The following is a 15,733-nucleotide window of genomic DNA, read 5'->3' on the forward strand; positions in this document are numbered from 1 at the left end:
CCCCGCGCGGGAGCGATGGTCGTATGGACGCGGTGGACCGAAAAATCCTGGACGTCCTGCAGCAGGACGCGACGCTGCCGGTCGCCGAGTTGGCCGAGCGAGTCGGCGTCAGCGCCGCGCCGTGCTGGCGCCGGGTCAAGAAGCTGGAGGCCTCCGGCGTCATCCGGGGCCGGGTCGCCCTGGTGGACCGCCGCAAGGTCAACGTCCCGACCACGGTGTTCGTCGCCGTGAAGGCACCGCGCCACGCCGCAGACTGGTCCGACGCGTTCCGCCGGGTGGTGGCAGGCTTCCCGGAAATCGTCGAGGCCTGGCGCCTGACCGGCGAGATCGACTACCTGCTGCGCATCGTCGTGCCCGATATCGAGACCTACGACGCGGTCTACCAGCGGCTCATCGCGAAGCTCGAATTCTCGAACCTGTCCTCCTCCATTGCCATGGAGGAGATGAAGTACACGACCGCGGTGCCGACGATCTACATGACGTGAGGCCGTCTTTCAGCAGGAGGCAGGGCGTGGCCTCCGGCGCCATCGCGGGACCGGCGGGGCAACCCGGGGCGATGCGCGGTCCCGGACCGCGGCGAATCCGGCGCAATGAAGCACTGCCGACCGCCTCAAGCCGACGACGCGCACGCGTGCAAGCCTCACGGCCAGACAGGTGCGCCGTCGAGCCCTGCGGTTTCCGGCAGGCCGCAGATCAGGTTCGCATTCTGAACCGCCTGACCGGCCGCCCCCTTGCCGAGATTGTCGACCACGCCCATCGCGATCACGAGGTTGCGCTCGGGATCTGCCGCATAACTGACGAACGCGAGGTTCGAGCCGGTCGCCCATTTGGTCTGCGGCGGCTTGTCGGTGACGCGGACGAAGGCACGTCCGGCGTAGAAGCGCCGCGCCGCCTCCAGGCATTGATCCGTCGTGGCGCGGCCACGGCAGTAGATCGTCACGAGGACGCCGCGGGTCATCGGAACCAAGTGCGGCGTGAACACCAGCCCGGCCGCGCTGCCACCGCTCAGCCGCTCGATCGTCTCGGCGATTTCGGGCATGTGGACATGATTGAGCAGGCCATAGAGCACCAGGTTCTCGTTGCTCTCGGCGTAGCCGAACCGGCTGTCCGCACCGCCCCGACCGGCACCGGAAATGCCGGTCTTGGCGTCGATCACGATGTTGCCGGGCTCGATCAGCTTATCGGCCAGCAACGGCGCCAGCGCCGTCAGGGTCGCTGCCGGAAAACAGCCGGGGTTGGCGACGCGCGCTTGATCCACGATCCGGGCCGGCCAGATGTCGGCCAGGCCGTATGCCCACCCCGCGACGTAGCGGTGGTCACCACCGATATCGACGATTTTGACGTCCCCGGGGACGCGCGCCAGCGCCTCAGCCGAGGTGCCCGTGGGTAGCGACGCGAACAGCACGTCGAGCTTCGGCAGGGCCCCGGGGTCCCACTTCTCGATCACCAGCTCAGCCAGCTTAGCCGGCACACCGGGATAGCGATCCGCCAAACGGCTACCGGCGCTCCCCTCGCCCGCGGCGTAGACGAGCTCGAAGGACGGGTGGCCCGCGATCAGGCGCAACGCCTCGCCGCCGCCAAAACCACTGATCCCGACGATGCCGACGCGAAGGCTCATGTTGGCGTCCTGCTGCGAGACTGAACGAACGGTCGAGCCGAGTTACGACTCGGGCCGGGGGGCCTTTCGTTCCTGTAGCGGACGTCTGCCCTGCGCCGGAAGTCTCCGCCTCGAGGCGGTACCACGCGTGAGACGCGGGTTGACCGGGTTGCTCGGCGCGATGCCGATCAGCGAGATCCGAAAGCCTCAGCCGGGCACCGTGTATTCGCCCGCCGTCACCCCGCCGCGACCTCGTAGGTGCGGTGCACCGAGGAGGCCCGCTCCCGGTGATCGTAGCCGTAGACGTGGATCGAGATCGCCGTCGCTGGTCCGTCGTTGGCGATCCGGTGCAGGTTCGGCCCCGAGGGCATCATGCAGGCCACGTAGCCTGGCTCCCGGACCGCATCGCGGGTCGCGACCGCGTGGGTGTCGCTGATCGGGCGATACCAGGTCTCCCGCAGGCTGCCGCTGAGCAGGCCGAAGCAGCAGGAGCAATGGTGGTCGTGCACCGGCGTGATGGCGCCGGGGCTCCAGACCATGGCCCAGACGCTGATCGCCCGCGTCCCGAACAGCAGGTTGCGGCCCAGACCCTCCGGCGGTGCGGCCAGCCGCGTCCGGTCCACGACCCCCGGGCGCGCCAGGATCTGCGTCAGGGTCGTCCGAGCCGCGGCCAGGTAGGCGTCAGGAGAGCGAGCGGCCGAGAGCGCCAGATCCGCCATCATCGCCTCAATGTCGGCCGGATGGCTTAGCGGGGTCATGGCGATCTCCTTCGAAGCCCTCCGTCGGGCTCGGCGAATCCTACCGCCAGGGTGCGGGAGACAGGTTGCCAAGTTCGGTCTCGTGCTGCTCCCTCGCGCAATGAGATTGCGCGGAGCGACGGATTGCGAGGGTTTTATTTCTTAGTTGACCAATCGCGTCAGACCGTCCCACGCGTCTGGCTGTTCAGACGCAATGCAGGAGGTGTGTGGGCGGCGGTTTCCGCATACTTCGTCTGCAGGCTCGACCGTCATCGCGAGCGGAGCGAAACGACCCAGCGCAGCGCGTTGTCCGGACATCGGCGTCTCCCCGGATCGCTTCGCTGCGTTCGTAAGGGCGACGTGACGCGAGAGGCCGCGTCGATCGGACCGTTCAGGGAGATCGATCGTTCGCGGACGCCAGCGCCCATCAGGACCCGGCGACGGAGCGCTCGAAAGCGCGCACCAGCGCCCGGTCGAGCTTGCCATCCATGCCGTGCAGGATCGCCATGGCCGCCGCGGCCGACATCGGGGCCCGGTAGGGGCGGCGCTCGACCAGCGCGGCGTAGACGTCGCAGACAGTGATCAGCCGGACGATGTCGTCGATGGCGTCACCCACGAGCCCGTCCGGATAGCCCGAGCCGTCGAGGAGTTCGTGGTGGTGTCGCACCACCTTCAGCACCGCGTCGTCGAAGCCGCCGGCCTGGACCAGTATCCGGTGCCCCAGCGCCGGGTGCTCGCGCATCACGGCCCGCTCCGCCACGTCGAGGGGACCGGCCTTATTCAGGATCTCCAGGGGAATCTTGGCCTTGCCGACATCGTGCACGAGGGCGGCGCGCACGAGTTGATGGCGGTCGGCGTCGGAGAAGCCGAGGTCGATCGCGAAGGTCGCGGCGAGGCCGGCTACCAGAAGGCAATGCTGATAGGTCGCGTCGTCGTAGGCGCGGACCGTGTCGAGCCAGGCGTTGAGGCCGCCCTGGCCGATCGCCCCGAGGATCGGCTCAAGGCCGTCGTCGACCAGGGCGGCATCGACCGATCCGGAGGCTCGCGCGGCGTCGAGCAGGTCGGCGATGACGGCGCCGGCCTTGTCGGCGGCCTGGACGACGAGGGGCGTCCCGACGCGCCCGCCCGGCTTCGGCACCTCCCCGGGCACGGGCGGCAGCTGCGCCAGCAGGGCCTCGGCCACTGTCTCGGCCGGCGTATCCACGGGGAGGCAGAGGCCCGCCCCGAGCCCGCGCGCCGCCGACAGGCTGCGTGCGCCCATGCTGCGCATCAGGAACACCCGCGGGAGGGCCGGGGCGGCGGCGATCAGGGTCCGCAGGCCGATGAGCGGGGAGGGCTGCAGCAGGTCGACATCCGCCACCAGGGCGAGGCAGGGGCCGGGGGGCGGCATCGCGGCCGCGTTCAGCACCGTGCAGGGGGCAATGTCTCCGAGCACGCGCAGGAGTTCGCCGCGGCGGCCGGGCTGGTCGGTGTAAAGGACGACGATGCCCGCGCGCATCTGGCTCTTCGTGGCATGCCCCCGGCCCGAGAGGCAGCGGGATCCGCGTCGCGTCGCAGGCAGGCTGTCTTAGCGCATCGGCCTTGCCAGACCGTAACGCCGGATCACCGCCTACGGCGCCGCCGCGGCGTCGAGCAGCCAGGCCACGTCGCCCACGCTGGTGACCCGGCCTGCCGGCAGGTCCTCCCCGTCGGCGATCCGAGCCAGGGCCTCGCGCTTGCCGGCACCCGTGACCAGGAACAAGACGTGCCGTGACGAGGCCAGGGCCGGCAGTGTCAGGCTGATCCGCGGCACGAACGGCGCCAGCCCAGCTTCGGGCACGGGGGCGACCAGGCAGTCGGTCTCGGCGACGGCCGGCTTGCCCGGGAACAGGGAAGCCGTGTGCCCGTCCTCGCCAAGGCCGAGCAGCACCAGGTCGAACAGCGGCCGGGCGGGATCGAGGCTGTCGGCCCCGTAGAAGTCCAGCAGGGTCCGCTCGTAGGCCCGGGCTCCGGCCTCCACGCCCGCGTCGGACGGGATGAAGTGCAGGTGGGTCGAGGGGATCCGGGAGCCGTGCCCGAACGCCTCGCGGACCATCCGGACATTGCTGCGCTCATCGTCCCAGGGGACCACGCGGTCGTCGCCGAAGAACCAGTGGATCCTCTCCCACGGCACCCGGGCGGCGTAGTCCGGGCCGGCGAGCAGGCCGTAGAGCACCTTCGGGGTCGAGCCTCCGGCCAGGCAGAGCGCGATCCGCTCGGCGTCGGTCTCGCCGCAGGCCACGATCAGCCGCTCGGCCGCCTCGCGGGCGACCGCCTGCGGATCGGGCAGGACATGGATTCCGGTGGGAAGGCTCATCGGCGCCTCGGGATTCTTTGGGATCAGGAGTTCTTGGCTTCAGGACTTCTTGGGCTCCTGGTGGCCGCCGAACCCCTTGCGCATGGCCGAGAGCAGCTTGTCGGCGTAGCTCTCCTGCTCGCGCGAGCGGAAGCGGCGGTACAGGGCGGCGGACAGCACGGTTGCCGGGACGCTCTCCTCGATGGCAGCGTTGATCGTCCAACGGCCCTCGCCGGAATCCTCGACGTAGCCGGAGAAGTCGTGGAGGCTCTCGTCGCCGGCCAGCGCCTGGGCGGTCAGGTCGAGCAGCCAGGACGAGACGACGCTGCCGCGTCGCCAGACCTCGGCGATGTCGCCCATGTTCAGGTCGAAGCGCCGCTCAGGCGGAAGCGCATCCGCATTGGCGTGTTTCAGGATGTCGAAGCCCTCGGCATAGGCCTGCATCAGGCCGTACTCGATGCCGTTATGGACCATCTTGACGAAATGGCCGGCGCCGGTGGGCCCGGCATGGATGTAGCCCTGCTCGGCGCGCGGGTCGCGGCCGTCGCGGTTGGGGGTCTTCGGGATGTCGCCGATGCCCGGCGCCAGGGTCTTGAAGATCGGGTCGAGGCGGTCGACGGTCTCGGTATCGCCGCCGATCATCATGCAGTAGCCGCGCTCCAGGCCCCAGACGCCGCCCGATGTGCCGACATCGACGTAATGCAGGCCCTTCTCCTTCAATTCCAGCCCCCGGCGCACGTCGTCGCCGTAGAAGGAATTGCCACCGTCGATGATGCAGTCGCCGGACTGCATCAGGCCGCCCAGCGTCTTGACCGCCTCCTCGGTGATCGCGCCGGCCGGCAGCATCACCCAGGCGGTGCGCGGCACTTCCAGCTTGGAGACCAGATCCTCCAGGCTCGACGCGCCGACCGCGCCGGCCTCGACCAGCGCGGCCAAAGCCGCCGGGTTCTGATCGAAGACCACGGCCGTGTGCCCGTCGCGCAGGAGGCGCCGGACGATGTTGCCGCCCATCCGGCCGAGGCCGATCATGCCGAGTTGCATTGTCGTCATCTCCTCGGGGTTTCCCCTCCCCCTTGCGGAGAGGGGTCAGGGGTGGGGGCAGTTCAGACGGGACCGCTGAGCCTCATCCGGAATCACCTCCACCTCCGGTTCCTCCCCGCAAGGGGAAGGAGACAGCCGGCGCCTAATCCACTGCCGCCGTGAGCGCCGCCGCCACGCGCTTCAGCCCGGCGTCGAGATCGCCCTTGATGTGGACCCGGAGGGCACGGCGGCCGCGCTCGGCCAGCACCGCGAAGTCGCCCCGCGCCTGGGCGGCCACCACGGTGCTGAAGCCAAGCGCCCGGCCGGGAATCGGCAGGTCCTCGGAGGGGGCCGAGGTAATCTGCAGGAACACGCCGGTATCCGGGCCGCCCTTGTAGGCCTGCCCGGTCGAGTGCAGGAACCGCGGCCCGAATTCCAGGCAGGTCGCGACCTTCCGGGCGTCGCGCACGGCGAGCCGGGCTTCCTGCAGGATGCCGGCGGCCTTCGGGTTGCGCGGGACGTAGGCCAGGAGCCCGAGATAGTCACCATCCTTCAGGCGGGCGATCTGCGCCTTGAGCGCCGCCGCCAAGCCTTCGGTGGCTTGCGGCAAGGCCGCAGCATTCTTCGGGTCGGCGTAGAGGGCGATCGCGTCGTCCTCGAACAGCGGCGTCTCGTCGGGGAGGGCGCCGCTCGCTTCCGCTTCCGAGAACAGCTTCTTCGTCTCGATCTTGCTGGCCTCGACATCGGGCTGGTCGAACGGGTTGATGCCGAGCACCGCGCCGGCGACGGCGGTCGCCATCTCCAACCGGTAGAATTCCTGCGGTAGCTGCTCGATCGAATCGAGGGTGATCCGGGCGATCGGGTGTCCATCGCGCTCCAGGGCGCGCAGGGCCTCGTCCTGTGCCTCCTGAGCCTGACCGTCGAGGCGCAGGTAGATGAAGAACCGGTCGCGGCCGTAGACCGCCGGAACGCTCGCCGGCTCTCCGTCCACCGGCACGAGGCCCTTGCCTTGCTTGCCGGTCGATTCGGCGATGAGCTGCTCGGCCCAGGCGCCGAAGCTGTCGATCCCCGGCGAGGCGATGATCGTGACTTTGTCGCGTCCGGCGAGACCCGCCGCGCCCATCGCGGCACCGAGCAGCACGCCCGGGTTCTGCGCGGGCGGCACCACCGGTCCGCAGGAGCGAACCATGATCCGAGCCGTCTCCAAGAGCGCCTTCACGTCGAGGCCCAAGGCGGCGGCCGGGACCAGCCCGAAGGCCGACAGCACCGAGTAGCGCCCGCCGATCTGCTTCATGCCGTAGAAGATTTTCTTGAACTTATCTCTTTGAGCGGCACGCTCCATGTCCGAGCCCGGGTCGGTCACGGCGACGAAGTGATCGCCCGCCCGGTCACCCAGAGTCTCCTTCACGCGCCCCAGGAAATAATCGCGAAATACGTTGGGCTCCAGCGTCGAGCCGGACTTGGACGAGACGATGAACAGGGTCCGGCCGAGGTCGATGCTCGCCTCCAGGGCGCGCACCTGGTCCGGATGGGTCGAGTCGAGGACCTGGAGCTTCGGAAAGCCCTCGCGCTGTCCGTAGGTCAGGCTCAGCACCTCGGGGCCGAGGCTGGAGCCGCCCATCCCCAACACCACGGCGTCGGTGAAGCCTTCCTGCTTCACCCAGTCGGAAAAGGCGGCGTAGTCTTCGGCCTTCGCCAGCTCCTCCTCGACGATGTGCAGCCAGCCGAGCCAGCTGGCCTCGTCGTGGCCGGACCAGACCGTCGCGTCCCCGGCCCAGAGCCGGCGGATGGCGCCGCTCGCCCGCCAGGATTCGACGGTCTTCTTCGCCTCTGCGGCGAGGCTGTCGTCCATCACGAGGCTCTGGCCGTCGAGGCGCTGGCCGAGCAGCGCCGCACGCTTGCCGGCGACCGCGCCGAGCAGGTCGTCGGCGGCGTCGATGAAGAGCTGCACGCCCTCCTTCACCAGCTGCTCGGCGACCTTTTCGATGTCGATGCCGGCCCGGGCGAGGCGGGTCATGACCGCCTCGGCGCCCGGCACGTCCTCCTCGATCGTCGCCCGCACGGTGCCGTGGTCGCGGAACGCGTCCATGGTGGCAGGCGGCATGGTGTTGACGGTGTTAGGCCCGATCAGCTCCTCGACGTAGAGCACGTCGGGATAGGCCTTGTTCTTCACGCCCGTCGAGGCCCAAAGCAGCCGCTGCGCCTTGGCGCCTTTCTCCGACAGCGACGTCCAGGTCGCCTCGGAAAAAATCGTCCGGTAGCGCTGGTAGGCCAGCTTGGCGTTGGCGATCGCGACCTTGCCCTTGAGCTGGCCGAGTGCCGCCTTCTCGTCGGGGTCGTTGGCCTGGGCGATCTTCTCGTCGAGCAGCTTGTCCACCAGCACGTCGATCCGGCTGATGAAGAAGCTCGCCACGCTGGCGATTTTCGAGACGTCGTGGCCGGCCTTCGCCCGCGCGTCGAGCCCGTCGACGAAGGCGCGGGCCACCGCCTCGTAGGCCTCCTGCGAGAACAGGAGCGTCACGTTGATCGAAATGCCCTCGGCCGTGAGCTGCCGGATCGCCGGGATGCCCTCCGGGGTGGCGGGCACCTTCACCATCAGGTTGTCGCGGGCGACCGCCTTGTGCAGGCGCCGCGCCTCGGTCAGCGTCGCCTCGGTGTCGAGCGCCAGGTAGGGCGAGACTTCGAGGCTGACGTAGCCGTCCGCCCCGTCGCTCGACTCGTAGACCGGGCGGAGCACGTCGGCGGCAGCCTGAATGTCGGCGATGGCCAGGCCCTCGTAGAGGTCGATGACGCGGCTGTCGCCGGTCTCCTGCACGGCCTTCAGACTGGCATCGTACTCGTCCGAGTGGCCGATCGCCTTCTCGAAGATCGACGGGTTGGACGTCACCCCGCGCAGGCCGTCCTCCTCGACGAGGCGCTTCAGCTCACCCTTCTGGACGAAGCCGCGGGCCACGAAGTCCAGCCAAACCGCCTGATCCTGTTCGTCGTGCAGGGCCTTGAGCGCGTTCATGTCGGTTCCTCGTCCTTCCCTACTCACGCCCTGCTCGCCTCCCCCTCGTGGGGACGCGTTGGAGGTGGGGGTGGTGCCGGATGAGGCTCGGCGGTTCCGTATGAACCACCACCACCCCTGATCCCTCCCCGCAGGGGGGAGGGGTCACGCGTTATCGCTTGTGCTTGGCGAGCTGCGCCCGGGCTGCTTCCAGCACCTTCTCGGGGGTAAAGCCGAACTTGGTCTGGAGATCCTTGATCGGGGCCGAGGCGCCGAACGTATCCATGCCGATGACCGTGCCCTCGGTTCCGGCGTAGCGGTCCCAGCCGATGATGCTGCCCTGCTCCACGGTCACCCGCGCCTTGACGGCGGGGGGCAGCACGGAATCCCGGTAGGCTTGGTCCTGGCGCTCGAACAGGTCCCAGGACGGCATCGAGACCACCCGGGCCTTCACGCCCTCGGCCTTCAGCGTCTCGTAGGCGCCGACGCAGAGCTGCACCTCGGACCCGGTGCCGATCAGGATCACGTCGGGCGTCCCGTCGCTGTCGGCCAGCACGTAGGCACCCTTGGCGGTGCCGGAGGCCGCGCCGAACTTGGTCCGGTCCATCGTCGGCAGCGGCTGGCGCGAGAGCGCCAGCACGGCCGGCTGGTCTTTGAGCGAGAAGATGACCCGGTAGGCCTCTGCGACCTCGTTCGCGTCGGCCGGGCGCAGGGTGACGAGACCCGGGATGCAACGCAGCGACAGCAGCTGCTCGACCGGCTGGTGGGTCGGTCCATCCTCACCCACGCCGATCGAATCGTGCGTGAAAATGTGGAAGATCGGCAGCTCCATCAGGGAGGCGAGCCGGACCGGCGGCCGCATGTAGTCGGCAAACACCAGGAAGGTCGCGCCATAGGCCCGCAGGCCGGAGAGCCCGAGCCCGTTCACGATCGAGCCCATGGCGTGCTCGCGCACCCCGAAATGCAGGTTGCGCCCGCCGGGCGAGAACGGCCCGAACGAGCCGGCGCCCTCGAAGGTCAGGTTCGACTTGTTGGACGGGGCCAGGTCGGCCGAGCCGCCGAGCAGGAACGGCACGTGCTGCGCGATGGCGTTGAGGACCTTGCCGGACGATTCGCGGGTGGCGAGGCCTTTCGCGTCGGGCTCGAACACCGGGATGTCCTTGTCCCAGCCGTCGGGCAGGCGGCCTTCCAGCAGGGCGTCGAGATCCTCGGCGTGGTCGGCATCGGCCTCCCGGGCCTTGGACAGCAAATCCTGCCAGGCATCGTAGAGCGCGGCGCCGCGCTTGCCGATGCCGTCGCGGAAATTCTCGTGCACGCCGTCCGGCACCAGGAACTGCGCGTCTTCAGGCCAGCCGTAGGCCCGCTTGGCACCCTTGACCTCCTCCTCGCCCAGCGCGTCCGAGTGCGCCTTCGACGTGCCCTGCTTCTTCGGGGCGCCGTAGCCGATCACCGACTTGACGACGATCAGGGTCGGCCGGTCGTTGGTGGCCAGGAACGTCTCGATGGAGCCGGCGATCGCGTGCACGTCGTTGGCGTCGGCGACCCGCAGCACCTGCCAGCCATAGGCCAGGAACCGGGTGGCGACCTCTTCACCGAAGGCGAGTTCGGTGTGGCCCTCGATGGTGACGGTGTTGTCGTCGTAGATCCAGCAGAGGTTGGCCAGCCGCAGGTGGCCGGCGAGCGAGGCGGCCTCCGAGGCGACGCCCTCCATCAGGTCGCCGTCCGAGCAGATCGCGTAGACGTTGTAGTCGAACAGCGGCAGGTTGGGCCGGTTGAGGTGCTGGCCGAGGAAGCGGCCGCCGATCGCCATGCCGACCGAGTTCGCCACGCCCTGGCCCAGCGGCCCGGTGGTCGTCTCGACGCCGGTGGTGAAATGGTACTCGGGATGTCCCGGGGTGCGGCTGTCGAGCTGCCGGAATTTCTTGATCTCGTCCAGCGTCACGGCCGCCGCGTTGCCGCCGTCGCTCTCCGCGACGTTGGCCAGGTGCAGCAGGGCGTAGAGCAGCATCGACGCGTGACCGCAGGACAGCACGAAGCGGTCCCGGTTCGGCCAGTGCGGATGGGCCGGGTCGTAGCGGAGGTAGCGGTTCCACAGCGTGTAGGCGACCGGGGCGAGGCCCATAGGCGCGCCCGCATGGCCGGAATTCGCCTTCTGCACCGCATCGATGGCGAGCGTTCGGATGGTGTTGATGCTGAGCGTATCGATCTCAGCGAGGGCCGCCTTGGCGGGAGTATCAGCGCCGCTCATGATGTCGCGTCTTCCAGTTCGCCTCTTGCGTGCCGCTTGTCGGCTTCACGCTGCCGCAGGACGGCGGGAGGGGCTCCGTTGGCCTTACCACCCTGCCGATCCGCCGGCCCTTCGCCGCGCGTATAGCTGAGCAGCGTGTTGACGAGCGCCACATGGGTGAATGCCTGGGGGAAGTTACCCACAAGGCGCTTGGCATGCACGTCGTATTCCTCGCTGACGAGGCCGAGATCGGTGCAGATCCCGATCAGGCGCTCGATGATCGCCCGCGCCTCGTCCCGCCGGCCGAGGCCGATCAGGTTGTCGGCATACCAGAACGTGCAGGGCAGGAACGCCCCCTCGTTGCCGGACAGGCCGTCGGTGGTCTGCCCCTGCGTCTCGTAGCGGAGGATGAAGCCGTCCCGCATCAGTCCCTTGCCGATCGCCGCGACGGTGCCGACCACCCGGGGATCGTCCTGCGGCAGGAAGCCGGTATGGGCGATGAGCAGCAGGCTCGCATCCAGCGCCTTCGATCCGTACGACTGCACGAAACTGTTGAGTTCGGCGTCGAAGCCCTTCGCGCAGACCTCCGCGTGGATCTCGTCGCGGAGCGCGCGCCAGCGCACGGCTTGCCCCTCGGTGGCGCCGGATTCGTGCATCTCGTGCATGCGCAGGGCCCGGTCGAAGGCGACCCAGGCCATCACCTTCGAGTGGGTGAAGTGACGCGAGCCGCCACGCACCTCCCAGATGCCCTCGTCGGGCAAGCGCCAGGCCTTCTCGAGGTGGCCCAGGATCGCCAGCCCGACCCGGAGGCCATCCTTGCTGATCGGCAGGCCGCGGGCATGGGCTTGGTAGAGCGCGTCGAACAATTCGCCGTAGACGTCGATCTGGAACTGCGAGGCCGCGGCGTTGCCGATCCGCACGGGCTTGGAGTTCTCGTAGCCGGGCAGCCAGTCGAGTTCGATCTCCGGCAGCAGCCGCTCGCCGCCGATACCGTAGAGGATGTGCGCCTGCTCCGGGTTGCCGGCCACCGCCCGCAGCAGCCAGCCCAGCCAGTCGCGCGCCTCGTCGATGTAGCCCGCATCCATCAGGGCGATGAGCGTCAGGGTCGAGTCGCGCAGCCAGCAGAAGCGGTAATCCCAGTTGCGCTCGCCGCCGAGGCCCTCGGGCAGGGACGCGGTCGGCGCGGCGACGATGCCGCCGGTGGGCTCGTAGATCAGCGCCTTCAGGGTCAGAAGCGAGCGTTGCAGCATCCGGTCCCAGGCGGTGCCGCCGGCGCAGCGGCTCGACCAGTCGCGCCAGACCTGATCGGTAGCCTCGAGGGTCTTGAGCGGCTCGATCGGATGCGGGTCGTCCTCGTGCGAGGCGCCGTAGCTCAGGACGAAGCGGCAGCGTTCGCCGGCATGGACGGTGAACTCGGATAGCGTCGTCTGCGCGTCCGAGCCCTTCAAGTGGACATCGGTGCGCAGCACGACCTTGTGGGGGCCGGACACGGCGCGCAGGTCGTCCAGTTCCGAGCGCGAGACCCACGGCACCGCGGAGCCGTAGTCGAATCGCACCGCCATCTCCATGCGCATGGCAACACGCCCATGAACACCCTCGACCAGGCGCACCAAGTGGGCGCCGTCGCCGACCGGCATGAAATCGGTGACCAGGACCTCGCCCTGCCGCGTCGTGTGCCGGGTCTCCAGCACCAGGCTTCCCGGACGGTAGGCCCAGCTGGTCTCGACATGCTCGGCCTCGGGATAGATCTTCCAGAATCCGTGAGCCTCGGTCCCGAGCAGGCTGGTGAACAGGGCGGCGGCGTCGAAGCGCGGCCAGCACAACCAGTCGACACTGCCCTGCCGGCTGATCAGCGCGGCGCTGCGGCAATCCCCGACGAGCGCATAATCCTCGATGCGTGCAGCCATACGGCCCCGGCTCCCGCGCGGCCGGAATCCCCCGGCCATCCGCTGCAACGCACCTAGGACGCCCGGTTGCGAGGTCCAGAGCCGGAGGCACGGCGAGCCAAGCGGAATGCCGTGTCGTACGGACGGAGTTGCAGGCGCGTCAGCGCAGGCAGTCGGCCACCACCAGGGCGACGGATCCCTGCACGGCGGCCGCCCCGTCGCGCATCAGGTTGGCCGCATCGCCGACGACGCGGGCGGCGGGCGTCAGCCGTTCGACCACGGAGGCCGCGAAGGGCAGGGCGGCGGGGGGCAGCAGCCCGGCCTCATCCGAATCGATGGTCTCCGCACGGGCGGCGGCCAGCGGATCGGTCATGCGCTGGGGCATCTCCGGGCAGCGGCGCCCGGGGCAGGCATGGCGGCCTGCGATCGCGATATGCGACGTCGCCCGGGCCGCGAACGCCGGCCGGGCCGGCTGCGTCGGGACCAGGGGATAGACTTCGGCGAAGGCCACGGTGGCCGGGCGGCGGACCGGCACGGACACCGGCGCGGCTTTGACGAACGCGGTGGGCGACGGAGCCTCGGGCGCGACGAGCTCGGCGCGGGCCTCCGGCGGCGGCGTCAGCTGCGACGACGGGCAGTAGAGGGACGCGACGCCCAGGATCCCCACAACGACCAACGTCGGCAGGAACGGCATCGACACGCGGCCGGTGGCGGCGTCCGTGAGGGCAAGCGGGTCTGGCCTGCGCATCCGTTTCACCACCCCCGCCCTAGTTCCGACGACGCAAGAATGCCCCCAGCATTGCGGCGGAAGCTGGACCGTTTCTTTGCGCGGCGGTAACGCTGGCGACAGCTGCGGGGCATATGCCTTGCTTGGCCGGAGCGCCCGAACCGGGTCGCCCTCTCGAGAAGTCCCGCCCGACCGGGCCCCGATGACCGAATCCAACCTCACCGTCGCCGTGATCGACCCGAGCCGCGCCCGCGCGGCGATCCTGGAGGAGGGCTTGCGCGCGGCCGGCATCGGTCGAATCGTGGTGATTCCCGATACCGTCGACCTTCTGGAACGAGTGACCGCCCTCAAGCCCGACGTGGTGGTGATCCACCTCGAGAGCCCCAGCCGGGACATCCTGGAGCAGATGTCCGGGGTCTCTCGGCAAGTCGAGCGGCCGGTGGCGATGTTCGTCGACCGCTCGGACACCACCATGATGCAGGCGGCGGTCGACGCCGGCATCTCGGCCTACGTGGTCGACGGGCTGCGGGCGGAGCGGATCAAGTCGATCCTCGATATCGCGATCCTGCGCTTCAATGCCTTCGCGCGGCTCCAGCGCGAATTGTCGGAGGCCCGCGGCGAACTGGCCGACCGCAAGTTGATCGAGCGCGCGAAGGGCATCCTGATGAACTTGAAGGGGCTGACCGAGGACGAGGCCTACAAGCAGCTGCGACGCAAGGCCATGAACGAGAAGCGCAAGATCGCCGACATCGCCCGGGCCATCGTCACCACGGCGGACCTGCTCGGATGAGGCTTCAGCTCGGCTACGTCCCGCTCTGCGATGCCGCGCCGCTGATCGTGGCGCACGCGTTCGGCTTCGCCCGGGCCGAGGGACTGGAACTCGACCTTTCGGCAGAGCCGTCCTGGGCGACCCTGCGCGACCGCCTCGCGCTGGGCCATCTCGACGGCGCCCACATGCTGGCGCCGCTGGCGCTGGCGAGCCGGCTCGCCCTGTCGGGACCGCCCTCCGACCTCGTCGTCCCGCTGCAGCTCAGCGCCAACGGCAACGCCATCACGGTGTCGCGCGGGCTCTGGGCCGCGATGGGCCCGGCGAGCGAGGCCCTGACGGATGTGGCCCGGGCCTTCGCCCGGGTGGCGGTCGAGCGCCGGGACGCGGGCCAGCCGCTGACGCTCGGGACCGTGCATCCGTTCTCCTGCCACAGCTATCAGCTGCGGCTGTTCGCCGAGGCCGGCGGCCTCGACCCGTCGGCCTTCCGCACGGTCGTGGTTCCGCCCCAGCACAGCGTCGAGGCGCTCGCCCGCGGCCTGGTCGACGGCTATTGCGCGGGCGCGCCCTGGAACGACGTCGCGGTATCAGCCGGTCACGGGCGGATCGCGGCGCTCGGTTGCGACCTCGCACCGGACGCCCCCGAGAAGGTCCTGGCCGTGTCGGGCCGGCTCGACGACGCGCTGCTGCCCCTCGTCCGGGCGGTGGCGCGGGCCGGCCTATGGTGCGCCGACCCGGCCAACCGCACCGACCTGATCCATTGCCTGGCGCACCGGACCTATCTCGACCTCGACGTCGACCTCGTGGCCCGGGGCTTCGCGGGCGATGCGATCCTGGACGCGGCCGGCGCGACGCGGCCGATGCCGGGCCGTCTCGACCTCGGCGCCGACGTGCAGGAGCCGCGGCCCGAGGCCGCGCGGTGGCTCGTGACGCAGATGGCCGCCTCGCAGCAGTTACCGCCGGGGAGACACCCGGATGCCGAAGCGGCGGCCATCTACAGGCCCGACCTCTACCGGGCCGCGACAGCGCTCTGAGTGGCAGCAGACTTCACGCGGATTTCGTCATTCGCCCATTGCCGGGATGCGGCAGATCGCGGAACGTTGCCGGGTCTCGGCCGTTGTGACTACGCCATGCCCGGATGCCGTAAACTCGATACCGAATCGTCGACATCGCATCCGCGCAGCCGGATCGAGCTTCGACGCTATGTTCGCCGCGGCGCCAAGGCTCCGCGCGCCAGCAACGACAACCGCCGTCCCGGTGGTGTTCCGTCCTGGTATTGGGTGCTCGTGGCCGGCGCCATGCCGACGCTGGGCCTGCTGGCGATGCTCTCGACACTGATCTGAGATCCGAGTCGAACACGGCATGTAATCCGATCCGATCGGCGTGTTCCTGTTTCTCCGTCTCACCGAGTAGAGGGAAGCAATCCGAGTTCGCTCTCGCTACGAGCGTATAGGGTTCCTCGATTGCTTC

The 15,733-nt window shown here is 69.5% G+C and carries 13 protein-coding genes; 4 read left to right on the forward strand and 9 right to left on the reverse strand.

Features of this window, described 5'->3' with window-relative positions:
• The first annotated feature begins 23 nt into the window (after positions 1-23).
• Positions 24-485: an Lrp/AsnC family transcriptional regulator gene (locus tag FVA80_RS03875; RefSeq protein ID WP_147908820.1), complete on the forward strand. Its 462-nt coding sequence runs from the start codon at positions 24-26 to the stop codon at positions 483-485.
• 155 nt (positions 486-640) lie between these two features.
• On the opposite strand, the gene argC is transcribed toward FVA80_RS03875, so the two are convergent.
• The 9 genes from argC to FVA80_RS03920 form a co-directional block, all read right to left on the reverse strand.
• On the reverse strand, positions 641-1,618 hold the full coding sequence (gene argC / locus FVA80_RS03880; protein WP_147908821.1) for an N-acetyl-gamma-glutamyl-phosphate reductase: 978 nt from the start codon (positions 1,616-1,618) through the stop codon (positions 641-643).
• Between the two features lie 215 nt (positions 1,619-1,833).
• Complete coding sequence (locus FVA80_RS03885) at positions 1,834-2,355, reverse strand: cysteine dioxygenase family protein (protein ID WP_147908822.1); 522 nt, start codon at positions 2,353-2,355, stop codon at positions 1,834-1,836.
• A 406-nt stretch (positions 2,356-2,761) separates the two neighbouring features.
• Positions 2,762-3,832, reverse strand: coding sequence for an HD domain-containing phosphohydrolase (locus FVA80_RS03890; RefSeq protein WP_147938361.1), 1,071 nt, complete (start codon positions 3,830-3,832; stop codon positions 2,762-2,764).
• Between the two features lie 111 nt (positions 3,833-3,943).
• Positions 3,944-4,669 carry a 6-phosphogluconolactonase gene (gene pgl, locus FVA80_RS03895; protein ID WP_147909565.1) on the reverse strand — a complete coding sequence of 242 codons (726 nt, stop codon included), beginning with the start codon at positions 4,667-4,669 and terminating at the stop codon, positions 3,944-3,946.
• A 39-nt stretch (positions 4,670-4,708) separates the two neighbouring features.
• On the reverse strand, positions 4,709-5,689 hold the full coding sequence (gene gnd / locus FVA80_RS03900) for a phosphogluconate dehydrogenase (NAD(+)-dependent, decarboxylating) (RefSeq protein ID WP_147909568.1): 981 nt from the start codon (positions 5,687-5,689) through the stop codon (positions 4,709-4,711).
• Between the two features lie 142 nt (positions 5,690-5,831).
• On the reverse strand, positions 5,832-8,678 hold the full coding sequence (locus FVA80_RS03905; RefSeq protein WP_147909564.1) for a bifunctional transaldolase/phosoglucose isomerase: 2,847 nt from the start codon (positions 8,676-8,678) through the stop codon (positions 5,832-5,834).
• A 151-nt stretch (positions 8,679-8,829) separates the two neighbouring features.
• Positions 8,830-10,905 (reverse strand): transketolase, encoded by a 2,076-nt coding sequence (gene tkt / locus FVA80_RS03910; protein ID WP_147909563.1) that lies wholly within the window; start codon positions 10,903-10,905, stop codon positions 8,830-8,832.
• Positions 10,902-12,791: a glycoside hydrolase family 15 protein gene (locus FVA80_RS03915; protein WP_147909562.1), complete on the reverse strand. Its 1,890-nt coding sequence runs from the start codon at positions 12,789-12,791 to the stop codon at positions 10,902-10,904. Before FVA80_RS03915 ends, tkt begins: the two co-directional genes overlap by 4 nt.
• A 139-nt stretch (positions 12,792-12,930) precedes the next feature.
• Positions 12,931-13,518 (reverse strand): hypothetical protein, encoded by a 588-nt coding sequence (locus FVA80_RS03920; RefSeq protein WP_187193587.1) that lies wholly within the window; start codon positions 13,516-13,518, stop codon positions 12,931-12,933.
• A 181-nt stretch (positions 13,519-13,699) separates the two neighbouring features.
• Between FVA80_RS03920 and FVA80_RS03925 the strand changes: the two genes are divergently transcribed.
• From FVA80_RS03925 to FVA80_RS03935, 3 genes are read left to right on the forward strand one after another with little or no spacing between them, the layout of a single operon-like run.
• The gene (locus FVA80_RS03925) at positions 13,700-14,287 is read left to right on the forward strand and encodes an ANTAR domain-containing protein (protein ID WP_147854501.1); all 588 of its coding nucleotides are present in this window, start codon (positions 13,700-13,702) and stop codon (positions 14,285-14,287) included.
• Positions 14,284-15,297 (forward strand): CmpA/NrtA family ABC transporter substrate-binding protein, encoded by a 1,014-nt coding sequence (locus FVA80_RS03930; RefSeq protein ID WP_147909561.1) that lies wholly within the window; start codon positions 14,284-14,286, stop codon positions 15,295-15,297. The genes FVA80_RS03925 and FVA80_RS03930 overlap by 4 nt, the downstream gene beginning before the upstream one ends.
• The gene (locus FVA80_RS03935) at positions 15,298-15,606 is read left to right on the forward strand and encodes a hypothetical protein (RefSeq protein ID WP_147909560.1); all 309 of its coding nucleotides are present in this window, start codon (positions 15,298-15,300) and stop codon (positions 15,604-15,606) included.
• Positions 15,607-15,733 lie beyond the last annotated feature (127 nt).

This window comes from Methylobacterium sp. WL1 (assembly GCF_008000895.1).
In the GTDB taxonomy this organism is placed as follows: domain Bacteria; phylum Pseudomonadota; class Alphaproteobacteria; order Rhizobiales; family Beijerinckiaceae; genus Methylobacterium.